General features: G+C 69.9%; 27 protein-coding genes. 3 read left to right on the top strand and 24 right to left on the bottom strand.

Translation table 11 applies throughout. The features are described from left to right. Positions 1 to 35 precede the first annotated feature (35 nt). From ACGH2B_RS16015 to ACGH2B_RS16005, 3 genes are all read right to left on the bottom strand, one after another. Entirely contained in the window at positions 36 to 404 is a 369-nt protein-coding gene (locus tag ACGH2B_RS16015; protein ID WP_399089273.1) for a holo-ACP synthase, read from the bottom strand. Positions 405 to 450: 46 nt separating this feature from the next. Then, positions 451 to 2,298 (bottom strand): glutamine--fructose-6-phosphate transaminase (isomerizing), encoded by a 1,848-nt coding sequence (gene glmS, locus ACGH2B_RS16010; RefSeq protein WP_399089271.1) that lies wholly within the window; start codon positions 2,296 to 2,298, stop codon positions 451 to 453. A gap of 275 nt (positions 2,299 to 2,573) precedes the next feature. Then, entirely contained in the window at positions 2,574 to 2,828 is a 255-nt protein-coding gene (locus ACGH2B_RS16005; RefSeq protein ID WP_399089268.1) for a hypothetical protein, read from the bottom strand. A 183-nt stretch (positions 2,829 to 3,011) separates the two neighbouring features. On the opposite strand from ACGH2B_RS16005, the gene coaA reads away from it, so the two are divergent. Both coaA and ACGH2B_RS15995 read left to right on the top strand, forming a co-directional pair. Then, the gene (gene coaA / locus ACGH2B_RS16000; protein WP_399089265.1) at positions 3,012 to 4,001 is read left to right on the top strand and encodes a type I pantothenate kinase; all 990 of its coding nucleotides are present in this window, start codon (positions 3,012 to 3,014) and stop codon (positions 3,999 to 4,001) included. A 636-nt stretch (positions 4,002 to 4,637) separates the two neighbouring features. Further along, positions 4,638 to 5,642 (top strand): esterase/lipase family protein, encoded by a 1,005-nt coding sequence (locus ACGH2B_RS15995; RefSeq protein ID WP_399089262.1) that lies wholly within the window; start codon positions 4,638 to 4,640, stop codon positions 5,640 to 5,642. Between the two features lie 70 nt (positions 5,643 to 5,712). Here ACGH2B_RS15995 and glmM read toward each other — a convergent pair whose 3' ends face one another. The 4 genes from glmM to ACGH2B_RS15975 form a co-directional block, all read right to left on the bottom strand. Beyond that, on the bottom strand, positions 5,713 to 7,086 hold the full coding sequence (glmM, locus tag ACGH2B_RS15990; RefSeq protein ID WP_399089259.1) for a phosphoglucosamine mutase: 1,374 nt from the start codon (positions 7,084 to 7,086) through the stop codon (positions 5,713 to 5,715). Between the two features lie 161 nt (positions 7,087 to 7,247). Then, positions 7,248 to 7,760 (bottom strand): 30S ribosomal protein S9, encoded by a 513-nt coding sequence (rpsI, locus tag ACGH2B_RS15985; protein ID WP_030283420.1) that lies wholly within the window; start codon positions 7,758 to 7,760, stop codon positions 7,248 to 7,250. Positions 7,761 to 7,801: 41 nt separating this feature from the next. Then, entirely contained in the window at positions 7,802 to 8,245 is a 444-nt protein-coding gene (rplM, locus tag ACGH2B_RS15980; protein ID WP_030283422.1) for a 50S ribosomal protein L13, read from the bottom strand. 428 nt (positions 8,246 to 8,673) lie between these two features. Then, positions 8,674 to 10,302: an ABC-F family ATP-binding cassette domain-containing protein gene (locus tag ACGH2B_RS15975; RefSeq protein ID WP_399089254.1), complete on the bottom strand. Its 1,629-nt coding sequence runs from the start codon at positions 10,300 to 10,302 to the stop codon at positions 8,674 to 8,676. A gap of 97 nt (positions 10,303 to 10,399) precedes the next feature. Between ACGH2B_RS15975 and ACGH2B_RS15970 the strand changes: the two genes are divergently transcribed. Beyond that, positions 10,400 to 11,230: a hypothetical protein gene (locus ACGH2B_RS15970; RefSeq protein ID WP_399089251.1), complete on the top strand. Its 831-nt coding sequence runs from the start codon at positions 10,400 to 10,402 to the stop codon at positions 11,228 to 11,230. A gap of 36 nt (positions 11,231 to 11,266) precedes the next feature. Here ACGH2B_RS15970 and truA read toward each other — a convergent pair whose 3' ends face one another. The 17 genes from truA to rpsH form a co-directional block, all read right to left on the bottom strand. Next, a complete protein-coding gene (truA, locus tag ACGH2B_RS15965; RefSeq protein WP_399089248.1) occupies positions 11,267 to 12,118 on the bottom strand; it encodes a tRNA pseudouridine(38-40) synthase TruA in 852 nt (283 codons plus the stop codon). Between the two features lie 81 nt (positions 12,119 to 12,199). Next, the gene (gene rplQ / locus ACGH2B_RS15960) at positions 12,200 to 12,682 is read right to left on the bottom strand and encodes a 50S ribosomal protein L17 (RefSeq protein WP_399089245.1); all 483 of its coding nucleotides are present in this window, start codon (positions 12,680 to 12,682) and stop codon (positions 12,200 to 12,202) included. Positions 12,683 to 12,810: 128 nt separating this feature from the next. Beyond that, positions 12,811 to 13,833 (bottom strand): DNA-directed RNA polymerase subunit alpha, encoded by a 1,023-nt coding sequence (locus ACGH2B_RS15955; RefSeq protein ID WP_143940049.1) that lies wholly within the window; start codon positions 13,831 to 13,833, stop codon positions 12,811 to 12,813. A 108-nt stretch (positions 13,834 to 13,941) separates the two neighbouring features. Further along, complete coding sequence (rpsD, locus tag ACGH2B_RS15950) at positions 13,942 to 14,568, bottom strand: 30S ribosomal protein S4 (protein ID WP_399089241.1); 627 nt, start codon at positions 14,566 to 14,568, stop codon at positions 13,942 to 13,944. Positions 14,569 to 14,595: 27 nt separating this feature from the next. Then, a complete protein-coding gene (gene rpsK / locus ACGH2B_RS15945; RefSeq protein ID WP_004571845.1) occupies positions 14,596 to 15,000 on the bottom strand; it encodes a 30S ribosomal protein S11 in 405 nt (134 codons plus the stop codon). 93 nt (positions 15,001 to 15,093) lie between these two features. Then, the gene (rpsM, locus tag ACGH2B_RS15940) at positions 15,094 to 15,474 is read right to left on the bottom strand and encodes a 30S ribosomal protein S13 (RefSeq protein WP_100604412.1); all 381 of its coding nucleotides are present in this window, start codon (positions 15,472 to 15,474) and stop codon (positions 15,094 to 15,096) included. A gap of 190 nt (positions 15,475 to 15,664) precedes the next feature. Then, on the bottom strand, positions 15,665 to 15,778 hold the full coding sequence (gene rpmJ, locus ACGH2B_RS15935) for a 50S ribosomal protein L36 (RefSeq protein WP_003956441.1): 114 nt from the start codon (positions 15,776 to 15,778) through the stop codon (positions 15,665 to 15,667). A gap of 59 nt (positions 15,779 to 15,837) precedes the next feature. Then, entirely contained in the window at positions 15,838 to 16,059 is a 222-nt protein-coding gene (gene infA / locus ACGH2B_RS15930; protein ID WP_003956442.1) for a translation initiation factor IF-1, read from the bottom strand. A gap of 225 nt (positions 16,060 to 16,284) precedes the next feature. Continuing rightward, positions 16,285 to 17,127: a type I methionyl aminopeptidase gene (map, locus tag ACGH2B_RS15925; protein WP_399089237.1), complete on the bottom strand. Its 843-nt coding sequence runs from the start codon at positions 17,125 to 17,127 to the stop codon at positions 16,285 to 16,287. 147 nt (positions 17,128 to 17,274) lie between these two features. After that, positions 17,275 to 17,928 (bottom strand): adenylate kinase, encoded by a 654-nt coding sequence (locus ACGH2B_RS15920; protein ID WP_399089234.1) that lies wholly within the window; start codon positions 17,926 to 17,928, stop codon positions 17,275 to 17,277. Next, positions 17,928 to 19,241 (bottom strand): preprotein translocase subunit SecY, encoded by a 1,314-nt coding sequence (gene secY / locus ACGH2B_RS15915; protein ID WP_399089231.1) that lies wholly within the window; start codon positions 19,239 to 19,241, stop codon positions 17,928 to 17,930. Before secY ends, ACGH2B_RS15920 begins: the two co-directional genes overlap by 1 nt. 229 nt (positions 19,242 to 19,470) lie before the next feature. Then, positions 19,471 to 19,926: a 50S ribosomal protein L15 gene (gene rplO, locus ACGH2B_RS15910; protein ID WP_399089228.1), complete on the bottom strand. Its 456-nt coding sequence runs from the start codon at positions 19,924 to 19,926 to the stop codon at positions 19,471 to 19,473. A gap of 1 nt (position 19,927) precedes the next feature. Next, on the bottom strand, positions 19,928 to 20,107 hold the full coding sequence (gene rpmD / locus ACGH2B_RS15905; RefSeq protein WP_030283440.1) for a 50S ribosomal protein L30: 180 nt from the start codon (positions 20,105 to 20,107) through the stop codon (positions 19,928 to 19,930). Continuing rightward, a complete protein-coding gene (gene rpsE, locus ACGH2B_RS15900) occupies positions 20,107 to 20,709 on the bottom strand; it encodes a 30S ribosomal protein S5 (RefSeq protein WP_006604888.1) in 603 nt (200 codons plus the stop codon). The genes rpmD and rpsE overlap by 1 nt, the downstream gene beginning before the upstream one ends. A 46-nt stretch (positions 20,710 to 20,755) precedes the next feature. Next, the gene (rplR, locus tag ACGH2B_RS15895) at positions 20,756 to 21,139 is read right to left on the bottom strand and encodes a 50S ribosomal protein L18 (protein ID WP_399089225.1); all 384 of its coding nucleotides are present in this window, start codon (positions 21,137 to 21,139) and stop codon (positions 20,756 to 20,758) included. Positions 21,140 to 21,142: 3 nt separating this feature from the next. Continuing rightward, positions 21,143 to 21,682 (bottom strand): 50S ribosomal protein L6, encoded by a 540-nt coding sequence (gene rplF, locus ACGH2B_RS15890; protein WP_399089222.1) that lies wholly within the window; start codon positions 21,680 to 21,682, stop codon positions 21,143 to 21,145. A gap of 22 nt (positions 21,683 to 21,704) precedes the next feature. Then, positions 21,705 to 22,103, bottom strand: coding sequence for a 30S ribosomal protein S8 (gene rpsH, locus ACGH2B_RS15885; protein WP_004571835.1), 399 nt, complete (start codon positions 22,101 to 22,103; stop codon positions 21,705 to 21,707). Between the last annotated feature and the right edge of the window lie 56 nt (positions 22,104 to 22,159).

Genomic DNA, 22,159 nt, shown 5'->3' with positions numbered 1-22,159 from the left:
CGGGCGCGCCGTCTCCGGGCCGCGCGCCCCGGGCCTCACCCCTCCGCCACCACCACCGCCGACGCCACGCCCGCGTCATGGCTGAGCGAGATGTGCCAGGCGCGGACGCCCAGTTCGGCGGCGCGGGCGGCGACGGTGCCGCGCACCCGCAGCCGCGGCTGGCCGCTGTCCTCGACGTACACCTCGGCGTCGGTCCAGTGCAGCCCGCCGGGCGCGCCGAGCGCCTTGGCCACCGCCTCCTTCGCGGCGAAACGGGCCGCCAGCGAGGCGGTGCCGCGCCGCTCCCCGCTCGGCAGCACCAGCTCCGCGTCGATGAACAGCCGCCGCGCCAGCTCCGGCGTACGCTCCAGCGCCGCCCCGAACCGGTCGATCTCGGCGACGTCGATCCCCACCCCGATGATCACCGGCGCACCCCGTCCCCGGGGCGCGCCGGGCACCGCTGACGACGGCTCACTCCACCGTCACCGACTTGGCGAGGTTGCGCGGCTGGTCGACCTCGTTGCCGCGGGCGGTGGCCAGCTCGCAGGCGAAGACCTGGAGCGGAACGGCCGACACCAGCGGCTGGAGCAGTACCGGGGTCCGCGGGATCCGCACGAGGTGGTCGGCGTAGGGCACCACCGTCTCGTCGCCCTCCTCCGCGACGACGATGGTGCGGGCGCCGCGGGCCCGGATCTCCTGGATGTTGGAGACGATCTTGTCGTGCAGGACGGAACGGCCGCGCGGCGACGGGACGACCACCACGACCGGCACATCCTCCTCGATCAGCGCGATCGGACCGTGCTTCAGCTCGCCCGCCGCGAAGCCCTCGGCGTGCATGTACGCCAGCTCCTTCAGCTTGAGCGCGCCCTCCAGCGCCACCGGGTAGCCGACGTGCCGCCCCAGGAACAGCACGGTGTTCTTGCCGGCCAGGCTCCGCGCCAGCTCCCGCACCGGCTCCATCGTGCCGAGCACCTGCTCGACCTGCGTGCCGATCGCGGCCAGCTCCCGGACCACGCCCTGGATCTCGTCGCCCCACTTCGTCCCGCGGACCTGCCCGAGGTAGAGCGCCACCAGGTAGCAGGCGACGAGCTGCGTCAAGAACGCCTTCGTCGAGGCGACCGCGACCTCGGGACCGGCGTGGGTGTAGAGCACCGCGTCCGACTCGCGCGGAATGGTCGAGCCGTTGGTGTTGCAGATGGCGAGGACCTTGGCGCCCTGCTCACGGGCGTGCCGCAGCGCCATCAGCGTGTCCATCGTCTCGCCGGACTGGCTGATCGCGATGACCAGCGTCCGCGGCCCCATGATCGGATCGCGGTAGCGGAACTCGCTGGCCAGCTCGGTCTCGCAGGGGATCCGCGTCCAGTGCTCGATGGCGTACTTCGCGATCATGCCCGCGTGGTACGCCGTCCCGCAGGCGACGATGACGACCTTGTCGACCTCCCGCAGCACCTCCGGCGGGATCCGCACCTCGTCCAGCGACAGCACCCCGGCGCCGTCGATCCGGCCCAGCAGGGTGTCGGCGACCGCCTTCGGCTGCTCGGCGATCTCCTTGAGCATGAAGTAGTCGTAGCCGTCCTTCTCGGCGGCGGACGCGTCCCAGTCGACGTGGTACGCGCGCACCTGCGCCGGCGCCCCGTCGAAGTCGGTGACGGTCACGCCCTCCCGGCGCACCTCGACGACCTGGTCCTGGCCCAGCTCGATCGCCTCACGGGTGTGCGCGATGAACGCCGCCACATCGGACGCGAGGAACGCCTCGTCCTCGCCGACGCCGACCACCAGCGGGGAGTTGCGGCGCGCCCCGACGACCACGTCCGGCGCGTCCGCGTGCACCGCGACGAGGGTGAACGCGCCCTCCAGCCGGCGGCACACCTGCCGCATCGCCTCGGCCAGATCGCCGCAGGACGAGTACGCCTCGGCCAGCAGATGGGCGACGGCCTCGGTGTCCGTCTCGGAGGTCAGCTCGTGGCCGCGGTCGGTCAGCTCGGCGCGGAGCGCGGCGAAGTTCTCGATGATGCCGTTGTGGACGACCGAGACCCGCCCGGCGTTGTCCAGATGGGGGTGGGCGTTGGCGTCCGTGGGCCCGCCGTGGGTGGCCCACCGGGTGTGCCCGATGCCCGTCGTCCCCGCCGGCAGCGGCCGCGCCGCCAGCTCCTTCTCCAGATTGGCGAGCTTGCCGGCCTTCTTCGCCGACGCCAGCCCGCCGTCGGCCAGCACCGCGACGCCCGCCGAGTCGTACCCGCGGTACTCCAGTCGGCGCAGCCCGGCCAGTACGACGTCCAGGGCGCTCTGCCCGCCCACATAACCCACGATTCCGCACATGGGGGCAGCGTACGCGCCGGTGCCGCGCGCCCCCGTGCCCGGCAGCCGCCCGGCCGCATCCGGCGCGCCGCGGCCGGATCCGGCCCGCGCGAACGCCTCCGGACCCGGCGCACAACGGCGCGCGTGCGCCCCTACGGCACCGGGCCGTTGTGCGCCGCCGGGCCCCGGCGGAGCCGTCGCGGCGACCGCCGCCGGCCCCGGGGACACGGCGGGAGTCATCCCCCGGGGACAACTCCCGGACCGCCCCGCGCCCCCGCGCCCGCCGCGCCCCGCTCTCAGTACCCGCGTTCCAGCCGCTCCGCCGCCTGCCGGACCGTCTCCAGGAACTCCTCCTCGGCCTCCGCGTCCGTGCAGGCCGGGGAGGCGTACCGCTCCAGGAAACCGTCGAGGTCCTCGTCCAGGTCCAGGTCCACGTCCGGCAGTTCCTCGGCCAGCTCGGCGTGGACCAGGGCGGCGAACGTCTCCCGCTCCGCCGTCGCCGTCCCGCCCCGGCGCCGCCGCAGTACGCCCCTGCTCTGCCGTCCACCCATCCCGTCCACCCCTCCCCGGCCCGCTCCGGGCCCTGCACCGTCCGCCCCGGGTACCCCGGTCCACGGTCGAAGACGGCGCAAGGCTCCCAACCGTTCCCGCCCCGCACATCCACTTCCGGCCACCCGGGCACTCCCGGCCGACCCCGGGGTCGCCGCCCCCGGAGGCCCGCGCACAATGAACCCGTGGCCCCGACGACCGATCCGCAGCAACGACGCCGCGCCGAGCGCTCCCCGTACGTCGATCTGACGCGTACGGAGTGGAGCGCGCTGCGGGAGAAGACCCCGCTGCCGCTCACCGCCGAAGAGGTCGAGCGGCTGCGCGGACTGGGCGACGTCATCGACCTCGACGAGGTCCGCGACGTCTACCTCCCGCTCTCCCGGCTGCTCAACCTCTACGTCGGCGCCACCAGCAATCTGCGCGGCGCGCTCAACACCTTCCTCGGCGACGCGGGCGGCGGCCACGGCTCACAGCCGGGCACCCCGTTCGTCATAGGCGTGGCGGGCAGCGTCGCGGTCGGCAAGTCGACCACCGCGCGCCTGCTCCAGGCGCTGCTGGCGCGCTGGCCCGAACACCCCCGGGTCGAGCTGGTCACCACCGACGGATTCCTCTACCCCAACGCCGAACTGCACCGCCGCGGGCTGATGTCCCGTAAGGGATTCCCGGAGTCGTTCGACCGGCGGGCGCTGACCCGTTTCGTCGCCGATGTGAAGTCCGGCCGCGCCGAGGTCACCGCGCCGGTCTACTCGCACCTGATCTACGACATCGTGCCGGGCGAACGGCTCACCGTGCACCGCCCCGACATCCTCATCGTCGAGGGTCTGAACGTCCTCCAGCCCGCACTGCCCGGCAAGGACGGCCGCACCCGCCTCGGCCTCGCCGACTTCTTCGACTTCTCCGTCTACGTCGACGCGCGGACCGAGGACATCGAGAAGTGGTACCTCGGCCGCTTCCGCAAACTGCGCGCGACCGCGTTCCAGGACCCGTCCTCGTACTTCCGCCGCTACACCCAGGTCTCCGAGGAGGAGGCCCTGGACTACGCCCGGCAGATCTGGCGCACCGTCAACCGGCCCAACCTGGAACAGAACGTCGCCCCCACCCGCGGCCGCGCCGGCCTCGTCCTGCGCAAGGGCCCCGACCACAAGGTCCAGCGCCTGTCCCTGCGCAAGCTCTGACGGAACGTCCGGACGATCCTGGCGGGACGCCCCGGCCCGGCCCGGCGCGACGGCACACCCCGCACCCGGCGGACCGGCCACCGCCCCCGCGCACGCCGGGCCCGCACCGCCGCCCGGCCGCCCCGCACGCGGCCGGAAACGCGGGCCCGCACCGCCCCGGAACCCTCCGTGCACGACCGATCCGCACCCGCCCCGGCCGGATACACGCGCCGCACGCCGCCCGGGCGCCCCGTAATTGCCCGTGTCCCACGTCTTGTCGGCGGCGACACCACCGCCCTACCGTCAGGTAACACACGGTCCGGGCACAGAGCTTTCCGGGCCGTGTGCCGCACGACGTACACCGGTGATGCACGCGGCCCGTACCCGCACTCCGTACGCGGACCGCGTCCCTGACGAGGCAGGCAGGTGCCATGGCGCGTCCCCCCGACCCCGGCCGCCGGGGCCCCTGAGCCGTCCCGTCACCCACCCGCACCACCGGGGCGCACCCGCCCACGCACGGTCCCCACGGCCGTCCGTACGCCGTCCGGCCCAGCCGGACGCACCGCGGCATGCCCCCGCGCGCTCCCCCCTCGTTGACAGTCCGCCGACCGGTCCGGCCTGCCCGGACCCGGCCTGCCCTCTCACCAGGAGCCCCCCATGACACCCGCACCCCGTCGGCCTGTCCGCCACCGCCGCCCGCGGCGCCGCCTGGCCGCTGCCGCCGCCGCGCTCTGCCTCGGCGCGGCCGGCCTCGCCCTCACCGCGCCCGCCGAGGCCACGCCCGCCCCGGCGACCGCCGCGAAGGCCCCCGCGCGCGCCGCCGACCTGCCCGTCGGCGACCTCGGCACCGCCGTCCACAACTTCCTGACCAGCCCGGACGCCGTAGCCGGCGCCAACGACTGGAACTGCAAACCGAGCGCCGAGCACCCCTACCCGGTGATCCTCTCCCACGGCACCTTCGCCAACGCCGGCGCCAACTGGGTCGCCCTCGCCCCCACCCTCGCCAACCAGGGCTACTGCGTCTACGCGTTCAACTACGGCATGAACCACCTGTCGGCGGGCCGGGTCGGCGGCCTCACCGACATCGGCGACTCCGCGAAGCAGCTCGGCGCCTTCGTCGACAAGGTCCTCGCCGCCACCGGCGCGCAGAAGGCCGACATCGTCGGCCACTCCCAGGGCGGCATGATGCCCAACCACTACCTCAAGCGGCTGGGCGGCGCCGCGAAGATCCGCACCCTCGTCGGCATCGCCCCCAGCAACCACGGCACCACCCTCGACGGACTGGTCGGCCTCGGCAAACAGATGAACGCCCTCGGCTTCGTCAACAACCTCTTCGACCTCGCCGGGCTCACCGGGCTCAAGCAGCAGGAGGTGGACTCCGACTTCCAGAAGGACCTGTGGAAGGACGGCGACACCGTGCCGGGCGTGCGCTACGTCGTCATCGGCACCACCCAGGACAAGGTCGTCACCCCGTACACCAACGGCTTCCTGCACGGCGACGGCGTCACCAACATCACGCTCCAGGACCAGTGCCCCGACGACAACGCCGGCCACGTCGGCCTCTTCCTCGACAGCCCCACCCTCCAGAACGTCGTCAACGCCCTCGGCCCGAACGACCCGCACTTCACCCCGGAGTGCCGCGACTACGGCCCGGCCCTCTGACCCGTCGTGAACGCCCGTGCCCCCGGCCGCAGCTCGCGACCGGGGGCACGTCATGCGTACGGGACGGGGCTCAGCCCAGCGCCGACTTCACCGCGTCGGCCAGCCGCTCCGCGACCGCCCGCGCCTGCTCGATGTCGGCCGCCTCGACCATCACCCGCACCAGCGGCTCCGTACCGGACGGCCGCAGCAGCACCCGGCCGGTCGAGCCCAGCTCCCGCTCCGCCTCGGCGACCGCCGCGGACAGCGCCGGGGAGGTCGCGACCTTCGACTTGTCGACATCCGGGACGTTGATCAGCACCTGCGGCAGCCGCTCCATCACCGCGGCCAGCTCGTGGAGAGGCCGGCCCGTCGCGGCGACCCGCGCGGCCAGCATCAGACCGGTGAGCGTGCCGTCGCCGGTGGTGGCGTGGTCCAGCACGATGACGTGCCCGGACTGCTCACCGCCGAGCGCGAAGCCCTGCGCCTTCATCTCCTCCAGCACGTACCGGTCGCCGACCGCGGTCGCCACCATGTCGATCCCGGCCCGCTCCATCGCCAGCTTGAAGCCGAGGTTGGACATGACGGTGGCGACGACGGTGTTCTTCCGCAGCGTCCCCGCCTCGCGCATCCCCAGCGCCAGCACGGCGAGGATCTGGTCGCCGTCGATCTCGTTGCCCGCGCGGTCCACGGCCAGGCAGCGGTCCGCGTCACCGTCGTGCGCCACACCCAGATCGGCGCCGTGCTCGATGACCGCCGCGCGCAGCAGGCCCAGATGCGTCGAGCCGCAGCCGTCGTTGATGTTGAGGCCGTCCGGGTCCGCGCCGATGGTGACGACGTCCGCCCCCGCCCGCGCGAACGCCTCCGGCGAGACCCGCGCCGCCGCGCCGTGCGCCCCGTCGATGACGATCTTCAGCCCGTCGAGCCGGTTGGGCAGCACCCCGACGAGATGCGCGACGTAGTTGTCGAACCCCTCGTCGTAGACGGTGACCCGGCCCACCCCGGCGCCGGTCGGCCGCTCCCACGGCTCACCGGAGGCGTGCGCCCGGTACGTCCGCTCGATACGGTCCTCCAGCTCGTCGGCGAGCTTGTGGCCACCGCGGGCGAAGAACTTGATGCCGTTGTCGGGCATCGGGTTGTGGCTCGCGGAGAGCATCACGCCGAGGTCCGCGCCGAGCGAACCCGTCAGATACGCCACCGCCGGGGTCGGCAGCACGCCCACCCGCAGCACATCCACCCCGGCGCTCGCCAGCCCGGCGACGACCGCCGCCTCCAGGAACTCACCCGAGGCCCGCGGGTCCCGCCCGACGACGGCCACCGGCCTGCGTCCCTCCAGAGCGCGGCCGTGCCCCGACTCCTCCTCTGCGAGTACGTGCGCCGCAGCGACCGACAGGCCGAGCGCCAGCTCCGCCGTCAGATCCGCATTGGCGACACCGCGCACCCCGTCCGTTCCGAAGAGTCGTCCCACTGGTGTCCTCCGCATAGATGAGCTTGAACCAGGCATTGCGTCCAGGTATACGCCTCCCGGACGCCCGAATAACGCACCGGTCCCGGATAGCCGAACGCCCCGGCTGCACGGAAAGTGCCACCGGGGCGTACGGGAAAGTGCTGCGAGCGCAGCGAGCGCGATCAGCGCTTGCTGTACTGCGGCGCCTTGCGGGCCTTCTTGAGACCGGCCTTCTTGCGCTCGACCGCACGGTCGTCACGCTTGAGGAACCCGGCCTTCTTCAGGGTGCCGCGGTTGTTCTCGACGTCCGCCTCGTTCAGCGCACGGGCGACGCCCAGACGCAGCGCACCGGCCTGGCCGGAGATGCCGCCGCCGGAGATACGGGCGACCACGTCGTAGCGGTTGTCGAGCTCGAGCACCTTGAAGGGCTCGTTGACTTCCTGCTGGTGCACCTTGTTGGGGAAGTAGCCCTCAAGGGTGCGACCGTTGATCTTCCACTGACCGGTGCCCGGAACGATCCGGACGCGGGCGATGGCGTTCTTGCGACGGCCCAGGCCGGCGGCCGGCTGCGGGTCGCCGAAGCGGGAGGCGAGGGACTCGGAGGTGTACTCACCCTCCACGACCTCGGTCTCGGTGGTGTATTCCTCGACGACGTCCTCGTTCTCGATGACGTTCTCGGGAGTGGTCTCGGCCACGATGCTCCTCAGATTCTCTTCGTCTTAGGGGGTGGCCGGACTTACTGCGCGACCTGGGTGATCTCGAACGGGACCGGCTGCTGCGCAGCGTGCGGGTGCTCGGCGCCCGCGTAGACCTTCAGCTTCGAGAGCATCTGACGGCCGAGGGTGTTCTTGGGGAGCATGCCCTTGATGGCCTTCTCGACAGCCTTCTCGGGGTTCTTGTCGAGCAGCTCGTCGTACCGGACGGAGCGCAGACCGCCGGGGAAACCGGAGTGGCGGTAGGCCAGCTTCTGGCTGCGCTTGTTGCCGGAGAGGTGCACCTTGTCGGCGTTGACGATGATGACGAAGTCACCGGTGTCAACGTGCGGCGCGTACACCGGCTTGTGCTTGCCCCTCAGAAGGGACGCGGCCTGAGAGGCCAGACGGCCCAGGACAACGTCCTGCGCGTCAATGACGTGCCACTGGCGCTGGACATCGCCGGGCTTGGGGCTGAACGTACGCACGGTCGTAGCCTTCGCTTCTTCAGTGATGGGGTCACCCATGCCTCCCGGAGGAGACTCAGGAGACGGGGTCCTGTACTGGCACCTCGGTCGATCGGACCGGCAGTGCGGCGCTACGGGTGACGCAACCCGATCGTCCGCCGCCGGTTCATCGGCCCGGTGGCCGGCGTAAGGGCCCCTCACGTGAGATAGAGCAAGCCAATACGCATAACGAACTGGCAGAATACCGGCCCGCCCCCGGCCGGGTCAAAACGCGCCTCGAACCGGTGGACGAACCCGCGAGCCCCGGGCCACCGCCCCGACCGGCCCGGACCCGGCCCCGCGAGGGTCCGGCTCCGTACCCGATCGGCCCTGCGGACAGGGACGGCCGCGGCGCCCGGCCCGCCCGTACGCATCGCCGTCGCGTCCCGTATGCCCCGGGGCCGCGTCCCTCACCGCTCCCGCGCCACGCGCCCCTCGTCCCACACCGGCTCCGTCGTCTCGCGGACCACGCCGTCCGCGCCGAAGACCAGGAAGCGGTCGAAGGCGCGGGCGAACCAGCGGTCGTGCGTCACCGCCAGCACCGTGCCGTCGAACGCGTCCAGCCCCTCCTGCAGCGCCTCGGCGCTCTCCAGGTCGAGGTTGTCGGTCGGCTCGTCCAGCAGCAGCGCCGTGGCGCCCGCCAGCTCGAGAAGCAGGATCTGCAACCGCGCCTGCTGCCCGCCCGACAGCCGCTCGAACCGCTGCTCCGCCTGGCGCTCCAGCTCGTACCGGCGCAGCGCGCTCATCGCCGCGCCCCGGTCCTTGGCGTGCTCCGTCCACAGGATGTCGAGGAGGGTGCGGCCGGTCAGCTCCGGGTGGGCGTGGGTCTGCGCGAAGTACCCGGGCACCACCCGGGCGCCCAGCTTGACCTGCCCGGTGTGCGCGACCGGGCGCTCCGTGTCCTGGGCCAGCAGCCGCAGGAAGTGCGACTTGCCGGAGCCGTTCGACCCCAGCACCGCGACCCGCTCGCCGTAGAAGACCTCCAGCGAGAACGGTTTCATCAGCCCCGTCAGCTCCAGGTCCGCGCAGGTCACGGCACGTACGCCGGTGCGGCCGCCGCGCAGCCGCATGGTGATCTCCTGCTCCCGCGGCGGCTCCGGCGGGGGACCTGCCTCCTCGAACTTCCGCAGCCGGGTCTGCGCCGCGTGGTAGCGGGAGGCCATGTCGTGGCTGTTCTCCGCCGCCTGCCGCAGGTTCCGCACCAGCTTCTTGAGCTGCTCGTGCTTCTCGTCCCAGCGCCGCCGCAGCTCCTCGAAGCGGGCGAAGCGCTCCTTGCGCGCCGCGTGGTACGTCGCGAAGCCGCCGCCGTGCACCCACACGTCCGACCCCGCGGGCCCCGGCTCCACGCTGACGATCTTGTCGGCGGCGCGCGCCAGCAGCTCCCGGTCGTGGCTGACGAAGAGCACTGTCTTCTTCGTCTGCCGCAGTTGCTCCTCCAGCCACCGCTTGCCCGGCACGTCCAGATAGTTGTCCGGCTCGTCCAGCAGCAGCACCTCGTCGCCGCCGCGCAGCAGCGACTCCAGCACCAGCCGCTTCTGCTCACCGCCGGAGAGCGTCCGCACCAGCCGCCACTGCGCCTTCTCGTACGGCATCCCCAGCGCGGCGGTGGTGCACATGTCCCAGACCGTCTCGGCCTCGTAGCCGCGCGCCTCCGCCCAGTCGCTGAGCGCCTGCGCGTACGCCATCTGGGCGGCCTCGTCGTCGACCGTCATCACGGCCTCCTCGGCCGCGTCCACCGCCCGCGCGGCCGTCCGCAGCCGCGGCGGCGCGACGGAGACCAGCAGGTCACGCACGGTCCGCTCGTCCCGCACCGACCCCACGAACTGCGGCATCACGCCGAGGCCGCCACTGACCGTGACCGCGCCGCCGTGCGGCGTCAGCTCCCCGGCGAGCAGCCGCAGCAGCGTCGTCTTGCCCGCGCCGTTGGCCCCCACCAGCGCGACCGACGAGCCCTCGCCGACGCGGAAGGAGACGTCCCCGAGCAGCACCCTCCCGTCCGGCAGGTAGTACTCCAGATGACCGGCCTCCACATGTCCCATGGACCGGATTGTCGCCGCCCGGCGCCGCATTCCCCAACCCGATTACGGTCCGGCGGCAGTGGCCGCGCGGATACCCGCGGTCGTTAGGATGCGCGGCATGAGCTTTGGGCATGGGGGGCCGTTCGACGGCCCAGGGGGGTCCGGTTCCACCCCGGACTGGGAGGCACTCGCCGAGCGGAGCGAGGCGGGCGCCCGGCGCAAGCGCTGGCTGATGATCGGCGGCGGGGCGGTGGCCGCCCTCGTCGTCGCGGGCATCGTCGCGACCGCGATGGTCCTCAGCGGCGGCTCCGACAACAAGCCGCCCAAGGGCACCGCCGCCTCCGGCTCCGCCGCCCCCGAGCCGCACCCGTCGTTCTCCGACGTCTCGGTCCCCCCGCCGCCCAACCCGCGGGACTACATCACCGACCCCGCGAAGGACCGCGCCCCGCTGACCACGGCCACCCTCTTCCCCGACAAGGCCATGGTCATCGGCGAGCACACCTACCCGCGCACCGCGCAGTCCGCGTCGAAGGACTGCACGGCCGGCACCCAGGGCGCGCTCGGCTCCCTGCTGAAGCACAACGGCTGCAGGACACTGCTGCGCGCCACCTACGCCAAGGGCGGCGTCGCGGTCACCATCGGAATCGCCGCGCTGGACTCCCCCGACGCCGCCGAACGCGTCAAGAAGGCCCAGGGCAATCTCGCCCCGCTCGCCGGCGGCCACGTCGGCGCGGAGTTCTGCCGCGGCACCGCCTGCCGGATGACCGCCAACGCCACCGGCCGGTACGCGTACTTCACCATCGCCGGCTACCTCGACGGCGAGCGCGTCACCAAGCAGTCCGCCCCCGCCCTCCAGATCGGCCGCGACGGCGAGTCCTACGCCTTCGCGCGCATCATCCAGCGCGGCAAGGACCAGGCGGCGAAGGCCGCACGGGAGCAGCAGTCCTGACGGGCGGCGCGGGCGGGGCGACGGCCCCGCCCGTCCTCAGCAGCACCCGGCCCCCGGCAGCGTCCGCCGGTTCCGCGCCTCCAGATTCCGTGCCATCAACCGGTCGTCGGCCGGGTAGCCGACCTCCTCCAGCGTCAGCCCGTGCGGCCGCACCACATGCACCGCCGAGTCCCGCACGCCCGCGGCCAGCACCTTCCCCGGCCAGTCGACGGGCCGGTGCCCGTCCCCGACGAAGAGCAGCGCGCCCACCAGCGAGCGCACCATGTTGTGGCAGAACGCGTCCGCCCGCACCGTCGCCGTGACGATCCCGTCCGCGCCGCGCACCCAGCTCAGCTCCTGGAGCGTACGGATCGTCGTCGCCCCCTCACGCCGCTTGCAGTACGCCGCGAAGTCGTGCTCCCCCAGCAGCGCCCGCGACGCCGCGTTCATCGCGTCCACGTCGAGCGCCCAGTCGTGCCACAGCACATGGCCGCGCAGCAGCGGATCCACGCCCCCGGGGTGATCCGTGACCCGGTACGCGTACCGCCGCCAGATCGCCGAGAACCGCGCGTTGAAGCCGTACGGCGCCTCCGCGGCGCGCCACACCCGGACGTCCTTCGGCAGCCGCCCCGCCAGCCGCCGCAGCAGCCGCTCCCCGTGCTCGGCCCACAGCCCCTCGGGCAGATCCACATGCGCCACCTGCCCGCGCGCGTGCACCCCGGCGTCCGTCCGCCCGGCCACGGTCAGCTCGTACGTCTCGCCGGAACGGGTCACCGTCCGCAGCGCCTGCTCCAACTCGCCCTGGACGGTGCGCCGTTCACGCTGCTTCGCCCAGCCGGAGAACTCCGCGCCGTCGTACGAAAGATCCAGCCGCACCCGGACGAACCCGGGCTCCACCTCATCGCTCACCCGTCGATCCTCTCAGAGCACGGCAAACGGAACGGGCCCGCTCCCCGAAGGGAACGGGCCCGCCCGCGGGACTCAGCGGCCTCAGGCGTCCTTGGACTCCTCGGCCGGCGCCTCGGTCGCCTCGGCGGCGTCCTTCTTCAGCGCGTCTTCCTTGACCGCACGCTTGGTGGCGGCCTCGGCCTCACCGGTGGCCTCCTGGGCCACGGTCAGCGCCTCCACCAGCTCGATGACGGCCATGGGGGCGTTGTCGCCACGGCGCGCACCGATCTTGGTGATGCGGGTGTAACCACCCGGACGGTTCTCGAACCGCGGGCCGATCTCGGTGAACAGCGTGTGCACGATGCTCTTGTCCGAGATGAGCTGCATGACCTGACGACGGTTGTGCAGGTCACCCTTCTTCGCCTTGGTCACGAGACGCTCGGCGTACGGGCGCAGACGACGGGCCTTGGCCTCGGTCGTCGTGATGCGGCCGTGCTCGAAGAGCGCGGTGGCCAGGTTGCGCAGCATGAGACGCTCGTGCGCCGCGCTACCGCCCAGACGGGCACCCTTGGTGGGCTTCGGCATGGTGTTTCTCCTCCATTGCTGCACCGGCCGTATCAGGTACCGGTGTCAGTTCCCGCGAGGCGGCCGCCCCGCGGAAGATCACGCACGGCCGGGCCCGGGGTACGCGCCCCGGGCCCGGCCGGTGGAACTCAGTACTGCTCGGTCTCCACGAAACCGGCGTCCGCGTCGTCGTCCGCGCCGAAGGCGTCCGCGGCGGCGGTCGGGTCGAACCCGGGGGGCGAGTCCTTCAGCGCCAGGCCCATGCCCGCGAGCTTGGCCTTGACCTCGTCGATCGACTTCGCACCGAAGTTGCGGATGTCGAGCAGGTCCGCCTCGGAGCGGGCCACCAGCTCGCCCACCGAGTGGATGCCCTCACGCTTGAGGCAGTTGTACGACCGAACGGTGAGCTCCAGCTCCTCGATCGGCAGCGCCAGGTCGGCGGCGAGGGCGGCGTCCGTCGGGGACGGGCCCATGTCGATGCCCTCGGCGTCGATGTTCAGCTCACGCGCCAGACCGAACAGCTCGACCAGGGTCTTACCGGCGGACGCCATGGCGTCACGCGGTCGCATGGCCTGCTTGGTCTCGACGTCGACGATCAGCTTGTCGAAGTCGGTGCGCTGCTCGACACGGGTCGCCTCGACCTTGTAGGTGACCTTGAGGACCGGCGAGTAGATCGAGTCGACCGGGATCCGGCCGATCTCCTGGCCGACCTGCTTGTTCTGCACCGCGGAGACGTAGCCGCGACCGCGCTCGACGGTCAGCTCCATCTCCAGCTTGCCCTTGGCGTTCAGGGTCGCCAGGACCAGGTCCGGGTTGTGCACCTCGACACCGGCCGGGGGCGCGATGTCGGCGGCGGTGACCAGACCCGGGCCCTGCTTGCGCAGGTACATCACGACCGGCTCGTCGTGCTCCGAGGAGACGACGAGCTGCTTGATGTTGAGGATGAGGTCGGTGACGTCCTCCTTGACGCCCGGCACGGTGGTGAACTCGTGCAGGACACCGTCGATACGGATCGACGTGACCGCCGCACCCGGGATCGAGGAGAGGAGCGTACGGCGGAGGGAGTTACCGAGGGTGTAACCGAAGCCCGGCTCCAGGGGCTCGATCACGAACCGGGAGCGGTACTCGTCGACGACCTCTTCGGTCAGCGACGGACGCTGAGCGATAAGCATGTGTGTTCCTTCAGTCGTGGGCGCCCGCTATTTGACGCCCTCTGCTGACAAGGGTACGGGCGGCACGCGGTTCCGGAGAACCTGTGCCGCCCGAGCCCGTCGCCCTACTTACTTGGAGTAGAGCTCAACGATGAGCTGCTCCTGCACCTGGGTGTCGATCACCTGGCGCTCAGGCATGCTGTGCACGAGGATCCGGAGGTTCGACGGGATCGCTTCCAGCCACGCCGGAACGGTCTTCTCGCCGGCCTCGGCCTTGGCCACCTCGAAGGGGGTCAGGTTCCGGGAGCCCTCGCGGACCTCGATGATGTCGTTCACGGAGACGCGGGCCGACGGGATGTCGGTCTTGCGGCCGTTCACGTTGATGTGTCCGTGACGCACCAGCTGACGGGCGTGGTCGCGGGACTTGGCGAAGCCGGCCCGGTAGACCACGTTGTCGAGGCGGGTCTCAAGGATGCGCAGAAGGTTCTCACCGGTCTTGCCGGTCTTCTGGTTCGCTTCCTTGTAGTAGTTCACGAACTGCTTCTCAAGGACACCGTAGATACGGCTGCACTTCTGCTTCTCACGAAGCTGGAGCAGGTACTCGCTGTCCTTGGTGCGCCCGCGACCGTGCTCACCCGGGGGGTAAGGACGGATCTCGATCGGGCACTTCGCGCTCTCGCACTTGCTCCCCTTGAGGAAGAGCTTCTGCTTCTCCCGACGGCAACGCTTGCAGTCGGCCCCGGTGTAACGCGCCATTGTCTAGTTGTCTCCTACTTCAGTGGGTCAGACGCGGCGGCGCTTGGGAGGGCGGCAGCCGTTGTGCGGGGTCGGGGTGACGTCCTGGATCGAACCCACCTCGAGGCCGGTGGCCTGGAGGGAGCGGATCGCGGTCTCACGGCCGGAGCCGGGACCCTTGACGAACACGTCGACCTTGCGCATGCCGTGCTCCTGCGCGCGACGGGCAGCCGACTCGGCGGCCATCTGCGCGGCGAACGGAGTCGACTTACGCGAACCCTTGAAGCCCACGTGACCGGCCGAGGCCCAGGAAATCACGTTGCCGGTCGGGTCGGTGATCGAAACGATCGTGTTGTTGAACGTGCTCTTGATGTGAGCGTGCCCGTGGGCGACGTTCTTCTTCTCCTTGCGGCGCACCTTCTTGGCGCCGGCCGTACGGCCCTTCGGAGGCATGAAATTCTCCTAATGGAGGTGGTCGGTCCTACAGCGAAGACCGCTGACTTCCGCGGCCCGGGGAAACGGAACCGCAGTGCGTCCTGCTGAGGACTACTTCTTGCCCGGCTTCTTCTTGCCGGCGATCGCGCGACGCGGGCCCTTGCGGGTACGGGCGTTCGTGCTGGTGCGCTGGCCGTGGACCGGCAGGCCGCGGCGGTGACGCAGACCCTGGTAGCAACCGATCTCGACCTTGCGGCGGATGTCGGCCTGGATCTCGCGACGGAGGTCACCCTCGGTCTTGAGGTTGTTGTCCACGTACTCGCGGATCTTGACCAGGTCTTCCTCGGCCAGGTCGCGAACCCGCGTGTTGGGGTCCACGCCGGTGGCGGCGAGGGTCTGCTGCGACAGCGTGCGCCCGATACCGAAGACGTAGGTGAGGGCGACCTCCACGCGCTTTTCGCGCGGGAGATCAACGCCTGCGAGGCGTGCCATTGATGTGGCTCCTGATGGCTATTCGGAGGTCTTCCGCAGCACCGTTCCCGTAAGACTCAGCTGAATTACGAGCCGGGCCCCGGCCTCCGAGCCGGGGGTTTCGTCCCACGCGAAAAACGCGGGGGTCGGGTGTCTGCGTATGTACGAATTACGTGCGTCGCGCGAACTGCGAAATGCAGGTGGTCGTGCGTCAGCCCTGGCGCTGCTTGTGGCGCAGGTTGTCGCAGATGACCATGACCCGGCCGTGGCGGCGGATCACCTTGCACTTGTCGCAGATCTTCTTGACGCTCGGCTTGACCTTCATGGGTGTGAGGTTCTCCGGGTCAGTGCCGTCACCCCGGCGGAGCGGGGCGCCGACAAGATCTACTTGTAGCGGTAGACGATCCGGCCACGCGTCAGGTCGTACGGAGAGAGCTCCACCACGACCCGGTCATCCGGGAGAATACGGATGTAGTGCATCCGCATCTTGCCGCTGATGTGCGCGAGGACCTTGTGACCGTTCTGGAGCTCCACCTTGAACATCGCGTTCGGCAGAGACTCGATCACGGTGCCCTCGATCTCGATGGCACCTTGCTTCTTGGCCACGCTTCGCCTTTCGAATCGGCTACCTTGATCGGCTCCCCCGCGAGAGCCACCACGCCAAGGGCAGGCAGATGCACGAGAGCCGACGCGTCAGTCTACGTCAGAGGCCCCGAAAAGACGAATCCACGATTATTGCCCACCCGGGGAGATCCTTACTCCACCGCGCCACGGCCCGTCACCGTTCCTCCGCACGGACCCCGCACGGCGGCAACCGACGAGCGACCGCCGTCAGGCGCCCGCGGCCGGATCCGGCGCCACCGTCACACCCAGCTCGGCGAGCTTCGCACGGCCGCCGTCGACCGCGGTCAGCACCAGCGGCCCCTCCTCGGTCAGCGCCACCGAGTGCTCCCAGTGCGAGGACCAGCCGCCGTCGTTCGTCTTGACCGTCCACTCGTCGTCGAGGACGTGCGTCTTGTGCGTGCCGAGGTTGACCATCGGCTCAATCGCGATGCAGAAGCCCGGCACCAGCTTCGGGCCACGGCCGCGCTTGCGGTCGACGTAGTTCAGCAGGTGCGGGTCCATGTGCATCTGCGAGCCGATGCCGTGGCCGCCGTACTCCTCGACGATGCCGTACTTGCCGCACGACGGACGCGGCTGGCGGCGGATGTAGCCCTCGATCGCCTTGGAGATGTCGATCAGCCGGTTGCCCTTGGCGACCGCCGCGATCCCGGCCCACATGGACTCCTCGGTGACCCGGCTCAGCTCGACCAGCTCCGCGGAGTGCCCGGACCCGACGAACGCGGTGTACGCGGCGTCGCCGTGCCAGCCGTCGATGATCGCGCCGCAGTCGATGGAGATGATGTCGCCGTCACGGAGGACCGTTTCGTCGTCCGGGATGCCGTGGACGACCACGTCGTTGACCGACGTGCAGATCGTCGCGGGGAAGCCGCCGTACCCGAGGAAGTTCGACTTCGCACCGTGGTCGGCGAGGACCTTACGGGCCACCTGGTCCAGATCACGGGTGGTCGCGCCCGGCACCGCCGCCTCGTGGGTCGCGGCGTGGATGGCGGCGACCACCAGCCCCGCCTCGCGCATCTTCGCGATCTGCTGAGGGGTCTTGATCTCCACCATGGCGGGTAACGCCTTCCTGAACCGACTGTGCCGACAACCGCGTCGTTCGCACGGCCGACCACCGTGCGGGCGCGCCCGCCCCTCCATACGATACGGCCGCGGTGCCCAGGGCGGGCACCGCGGCCGTATGCGAAGCGTACGCGGAGGTTACTCGCCGCGTCCGAGAGCGGACATCGCCCGCTGCGTGACCTCTTCGACCTTGCCGAGGGCGGGAATCGTCACGACGAGTTCCTGCGCCTTGTAGTAGTCGATGATCGGCTCGGTCTCCGAGTGGTAGACCTCCAGGCGCTTGCGCACCGTGTCCTCGTGGTCGTCGTCGCGCTGGTACAGCTCGCCGCCGCAGACGTCGCAGACGCCCTCGGTCTTCGGCTTGCTGTACTCGGCGTGGAAGACGTGCGCGGAGTTCTTCCGGCAGATGCGGCGGCCGGCGATCCGCTTGACCACCTCGTCCTCGGGGACCTCCAGGTCGAGCACCGCGTCCAGCGTGATGCCCTTGCCCTTGAGGTAGACGTCGAGCGCCTCGGCCTGCTTGAGGTTGCGCGGGAAGCCGTCGAGCAGGAAGCCGCCGGCGGCGTCCGCCTGCTCCAGACGGTCCTCGGCCATGCCGATCGTGACCTCGTCGGGGACCAGGTTGCCGGCGTCCATGTAGGACTTCGCCTGGACACCCAGGGGCGTCCCCTGGCTGATGTTGGCGCGGAACAGGTCGCCCGTGGAGATGTGCGGGATCTCAAGGTTCCGGGCGAGGTACGCGGCCTGCGTACCCTTACCGGCTCCCGGGGGTCCGACGAGGACGATTCGCATCAGCGGAGGAACCCTTCGTAGTTGCGCTGCTGAAGCTGGCTCTCGATCTGCTTCACGGTCTCCAGGCCCACACCCACGATGATCAGGATGCTCGTCCCGCCGAACGGGAAGTTCTGGTTCGCGTTGAACAGCACCAACGCCACTGTTGGCACGAGTGCGATCAGCCCCAGGTACAGCGAGCCCGGCCACGTGATCCGGTTGAGCACGTAGCTGAGGTACTCGGCCGTCGGGCGACCAGCCCGGATACCCGGGATGAAGCCACCATACTTCTTCATGTTGTCGGCAACTTCTTCGGGGTTGAAGGAGATCGCGACGTAGAAGAAGGCGAAGAAGACGATCAGCAGGAAGTACGTAACGATGTAAACCGGGTGGTTTCCCTTGGTGAAGTTCGTTTCGATCCACCGGGCCCACTCGGCATTCGAGCCGCTGAACTGTGCGACCAGGGCCGGAATGTAGAGCAACGATGACGCGAAGATGACGGGAATCACACCCGCCTGGTTCACCTTGAGCGGGATGTACGTGGACGTACCGCCATAAGAACGGCGGCCGATCATGCGCTTCGCGTACTGCACCGGAATGCGGCGCTGCGCCTGCTCGACGAAGACCACCAGACCGACCATCGCGAGTCCGACGGCGATCACCGCGAAGAACTCGACCCAGCCGTCCGCGAGCTTGCCCGTGGTCTTGATCTGCCACAGCGCGCCCGGGAAACCGGCGGCAATCGAGATGAACATGAGGATCGACATGCCGTTGCCGATGCCGCGGTCGGTGACCAGCTCACCGAGCCACATGACCACCGCGGTACCGGCGGTCATCGTGATGACCATGGTGATGGTGGTGAAGATCGAGTCGCTCGGCACGATCTCGCCGGCGACCGGGCAGCCGTTGAAGAGCGCACCGCTGCGGGCCGTGGCCACCAGGCCGGTGCCCTGCAGAATCGCCAGCGCGATGGTCAGATAGCGGGTGTATTGGGTGATCTTCGCCTGGCCGGTCTGGCCCTCCTTCTTGAGGGCCTCCAGCCGGGGAATCACCACGGTCAGCAACTGGAGAATGATGCTCGCCGTGATGTACGGCATGATCCCCAGCGCGAAAATCGTGACCTGCAGCAGCGCACCACCGCTGAACATGTTCACCAGGGCGAACAATCCGTTGTTCCCGCCGAGACTCTTCATGCAGGTCTCGACGTTGGTGTAATTCACCCCGGGGATCGGGACGTGGGCACCGATCCGGTAGAGCACCACGATGCCCAACGTGAACAGCAGCTTTTTGCGCAGGTCGGGCGTCTTGAACGCTCGGGCGAACGCGGTGAGCACGGTGCCTCCTGCGCCCCCCGCCGGACGGGCGAGAGGTGACGGTCTTGAGGATCGACGAATAAAAGCGGCCTGAAACGCCGCACGGACGGACCGTGCGGCGGGGGTCCGGTGCATCCCCCTTGGAAAAGTTGCACCGGCAGGCCACCTTACCGGCGACCGTACCCCCGTGGAACGACCGACCGGGGATGCCCCAAACGATGGGCATCCCCGGTCAGTTGAACCAACGAACTCAGAGGAGTTCGGTGACGGTGCCGCCGGCAGCGGCAATCTTCTCCTTGGCAGAGCCGGAGACGGAGTCCACCGTCACCTGCAGCGCCACGGAGACCTCGCCCTGGCCCAGGACCTTGACGAGCTCGTTCTTGCGCACCGCGCCCTTGGCGACCAGATCGGCCACCGTGACCTCGCCACCCTGCGGGTAGAGCGCGGCCAGCTTCTCCAGGTTCACGACCTGGAACTGCTTGTGAGCGGGGTTCTTGAAGCCCTTCAGCTTCGGGAGACGCATGTGGAGGGGCATCTGCCCGCCCTCGAAGCGCTCCGGAACCTGGTAACGGGCCTTGGTGCCCTTGGTACCACGACCAGCGGTCTTACCCTTGGACGCCTCACCACGACCGACACGGGTCTTGGCGGTCTTGGCGCCCGGGGCAGGACGGAGGTTGTGGACCTTCAGCGGGTTCTGCTCCGCCATGTCAGTCGACCTCCTCGACCGTCACGAGGTGACGCACGGTGTGCACCATGCCGACGACCTCGGGACGGGCCTCCCGGACGACGCTGTCGTTCAGCCGCTTGAGGCCGAGCGTACGCAGCGTGTCACGGTGGTTCTGCTTGCTACCGATGTAGGACTTGGTCTGGGTGATCTTGATGCGCATTACGCAGTCACCCCGGCACGCGCACGCAGCAGGGCTGCGGGAGCAACGTCCTCCAGCGGCAGGCCACGACGGGCCGCGATCTCCTCGGGGCGCTGAAGGCCCTGAAGCGCGGTCACCGTGGCGTGCACGATGTTGATCGGGTTCGACGAGCCGAGCGACTTGCTCAGGACGTCGTGGATGCCCGCGCACTCCAGGACGGCGCGCACCGGGCCACCGGCGATCACACCGGTACCGGGGGAAGCCGGCTTGAGCAGGACGACGCCCGCAGCCTTCTCGCCCTGGATGGGGTGCGGGATGGTGCCCTGGATACGGGGAACCTTGAAGAAGTTCTTCTTGGCCTCTTCCACGCCCTTGGCGATGGCAGCCGGAACTTCCTTGGCCTTGCCGTAACCGACACCTACGGTGCCGTCACCGTCACCCACCACGACGAGCGCGGTGAAGCTGAAACGACGACCACCCTTGACAACCTTGGCGACACGGTTGATCGCGACAACGCGCTCAACGTATGCGGTCTTCTCGGCGGCAGCGCCACCGTCGCGACCCTTCCGGTCCCGCCGCTCGCCGCCACCGGCACCGCTTCCGCGGCGCTGGGGTCCAGCCATTGGATTTACCTCTCTCTGTTACGTCCGCTAGCTCCGGAACCGGGGCTTAGAACTTCAGCCCGGCTTCGCGGGCGGCGTCCGCCAGAGCGGCAATGCGCCCGGCGTACTGGTTGCCACCGCGGTCGAACACGACGGCCTCGACGCCGGCGGCCTTGGCGCGCTCGGCAACCAGGGAACCGACCTGCTTGGCCTGGTCGCCCTTGCTGCCGTCGCCGCCACGGATCGACGCGTCCAGGTGCGACGCCGACGCGAGCGTGTGGCCCGCGATGTCGTCGATGACCTGAGCGGTGATACCGCGGTTGGAGCGCGTCACGACCAGACGCGGACGCTCCGGCGTACCCGAAATCCGCTTACGGATGCGGATGTGGCGCCGCTTGAGGGCGGCACCCTTACGGGCGTTACCCTTCGCGATCTTCACACCGTATGCCATGGCTTACTTACCAGCCTTTCCGACCTTGCGGCGGATGACCTCGCCGGCGTACTTGACGCCCTTGGCCTTGTACGGGTCAGGCTTGCGCAGCTTGCGGATGTTCGCCGCAACCTCGCCGACCTTCTGCTTGTCGATGCCCTCGACGCTGAGCTTCGTCGGGGACTCGACCTTGAAGGAGATACCTTCGGGCGCCTCGACGAGGATCGGGTGGCTGTAGCCCAGGGAGAACTCCAGGTTGGAGCCCTTGGCCTGGACGCGGTAGCCGACACCGCTGATTTCGAGCGCCTTGCTGTAGCCCGCGGTCACGCCGGTGATCATGTTCGCCACCAGCGTGCGGGACAGGCCGTGAAGGGCCTTGTTCTGACGCTCGTCGTTCGGGCGGGAGACGTTGATGACGCCGTCCTCACCCTTGGCGACCTCGATGGGCGCGGCGACGGTGTGCGAAAGGGAGCCCTTGGGACCCTTCACGTTGACCGTGCGGCCCTCGATGGTGACGTCCACACCAGCGGGAACCTGGATGGGCAGCTTGCCAATACGCGACATTAGCTTTTCCTCCGTTCCCTGATTACCAGACGTAGGCGAGGACTTCCCCACCCACGCCCTTCTTGCTGGCCTGCTGGCCGGTCAGGAGACCGTGGGACGTGGAGATGATCGCCACGCCCAGGCCGCCGAGGACCTTCGGCAGGTTGGTGGACTTTGCGTAGACCCGCAGGCCCGGCTTCGAGATGCGCTTGATGCCGGCGATCGAGCGCTCGCGGTTCGGGCCGAACTTCAGCTCGAGGATGAGGTTCTTGCCGACCTCGGCGTCCTCAACCTTCCAGCCGGTGATGTAGCCCTCCTGCTGGAGGATCTCCGCGATGTGAGACTTGATCTTGCTGTGCGGCATCACGACGGTGTCGTGGTACGCCGAGTTCGCGTTCCGCAGACGGGTCAGCATGTCTGCGATGGGATCAGTCATGGTCATGAATTGGCCTTCGGCCTCTCTCGCCGGGGTTTCCTATATGTGCCATCCCTCTCCCC

The sequence above is a fragment of the Streptomyces sp. BBFR2 genome, from assembly GCF_044497305.1.
Taxonomy (GTDB): Bacteria; Actinomycetota; Actinomycetes; order Streptomycetales; family Streptomycetaceae; genus Streptomyces.
Note: the sequence above shows the minus strand (reverse complement) of the source record. Positions and strands in the feature narration are given on the sequence as shown.

Coding starts and splice junctions, on each gene's coding strand:
- rplQ (WP_399089245.1), bottom strand. CDS start 12,682: ATGCCGAAGCCCACCAAGGGTGCCCGTCTGGGCGGTAGCGCGGCGCAC.
- ACGH2B_RS15955 (WP_143940049.1), bottom strand. CDS start 13,833: ATGCTTATCGCTCAGCGTCCGTCGCTGACCGAAGAGGTCGTCGACGAG.
- glmS (WP_399089271.1), bottom strand. CDS start 2,298: ATGTGCGGAATCGTGGGTTATGTGGGCGGGCAGAGCGCCCTGGACGTC.
- ACGH2B_RS15995 (WP_399089262.1), top strand. CDS start 4,638: ATGACACCCGCACCCCGTCGGCCTGTCCGCCACCGCCGCCCGCGGCGC.
- rpsD (WP_399089241.1), bottom strand. CDS start 14,568: ATGGCGCGTTACACCGGGGCCGACTGCAAGCGTTGCCGTCGGGAGAAG.
- rplR (WP_399089225.1), bottom strand. CDS start 21,139: ATGGCATACGGTGTGAAGATCGCGAAGGGTAACGCCCGTAAGGGTGCC.
- rpsM (WP_100604412.1), bottom strand. CDS start 15,474: ATGGCACGCCTCGCAGGCGTTGATCTCCCGCGCGAAAAGCGCGTGGAG.
- rpsH (WP_004571835.1), bottom strand. CDS start 22,103: ATGACCATGACTGATCCCATCGCAGACATGCTGACCCGTCTGCGGAAC.
- rplF (WP_399089222.1), bottom strand. CDS start 21,682: ATGTCGCGTATTGGCAAGCTGCCCATCCAGGTTCCCGCTGGTGTGGAC.
- ACGH2B_RS15970 (WP_399089251.1), top strand. CDS start 10,400: ATGAGCTTTGGGCATGGGGGGCCGTTCGACGGCCCAGGGGGGTCCGGT.
- rpsK (WP_004571845.1), bottom strand. CDS start 15,000: ATGCCTCCGAAGGGCCGTACGGCCGGCGCCAAGAAGGTGCGCCGCAAG.
- ACGH2B_RS15920 (WP_399089234.1), bottom strand. CDS start 17,928: ATGCGAATCGTCCTCGTCGGACCCCCGGGAGCCGGTAAGGGTACGCAG.
- ACGH2B_RS15975 (WP_399089254.1), bottom strand. CDS start 10,302: ATGGGACATGTGGAGGCCGGTCATCTGGAGTACTACCTGCCGGACGGG.
- rpmJ (WP_003956441.1), bottom strand. CDS start 15,778: ATGAAGGTCAAGCCGAGCGTCAAGAAGATCTGCGACAAGTGCAAGGTG.
- ACGH2B_RS16005 (WP_399089268.1), bottom strand. CDS start 2,828: ATGGGTGGACGGCAGAGCAGGGGCGTACTGCGGCGGCGCCGGGGCGGG.
- rpmD (WP_030283440.1), bottom strand. CDS start 20,107: ATGCGCATCAAGATCACCCAGACCAAGTCCTACATCGGTAGCAAGCAG.
- rplO (WP_399089228.1), bottom strand. CDS start 19,926: ATGGCGGAGCAGAACCCGCTGAAGGTCCACAACCTCCGTCCTGCCCCG.
- rpsE (WP_006604888.1), bottom strand. CDS start 20,709: ATGGCTGGACCCCAGCGCCGCGGAAGCGGTGCCGGTGGCGGCGAGCGG.
- map (WP_399089237.1), bottom strand. CDS start 17,127: ATGGTGGAGATCAAGACCCCTCAGCAGATCGCGAAGATGCGCGAGGCG.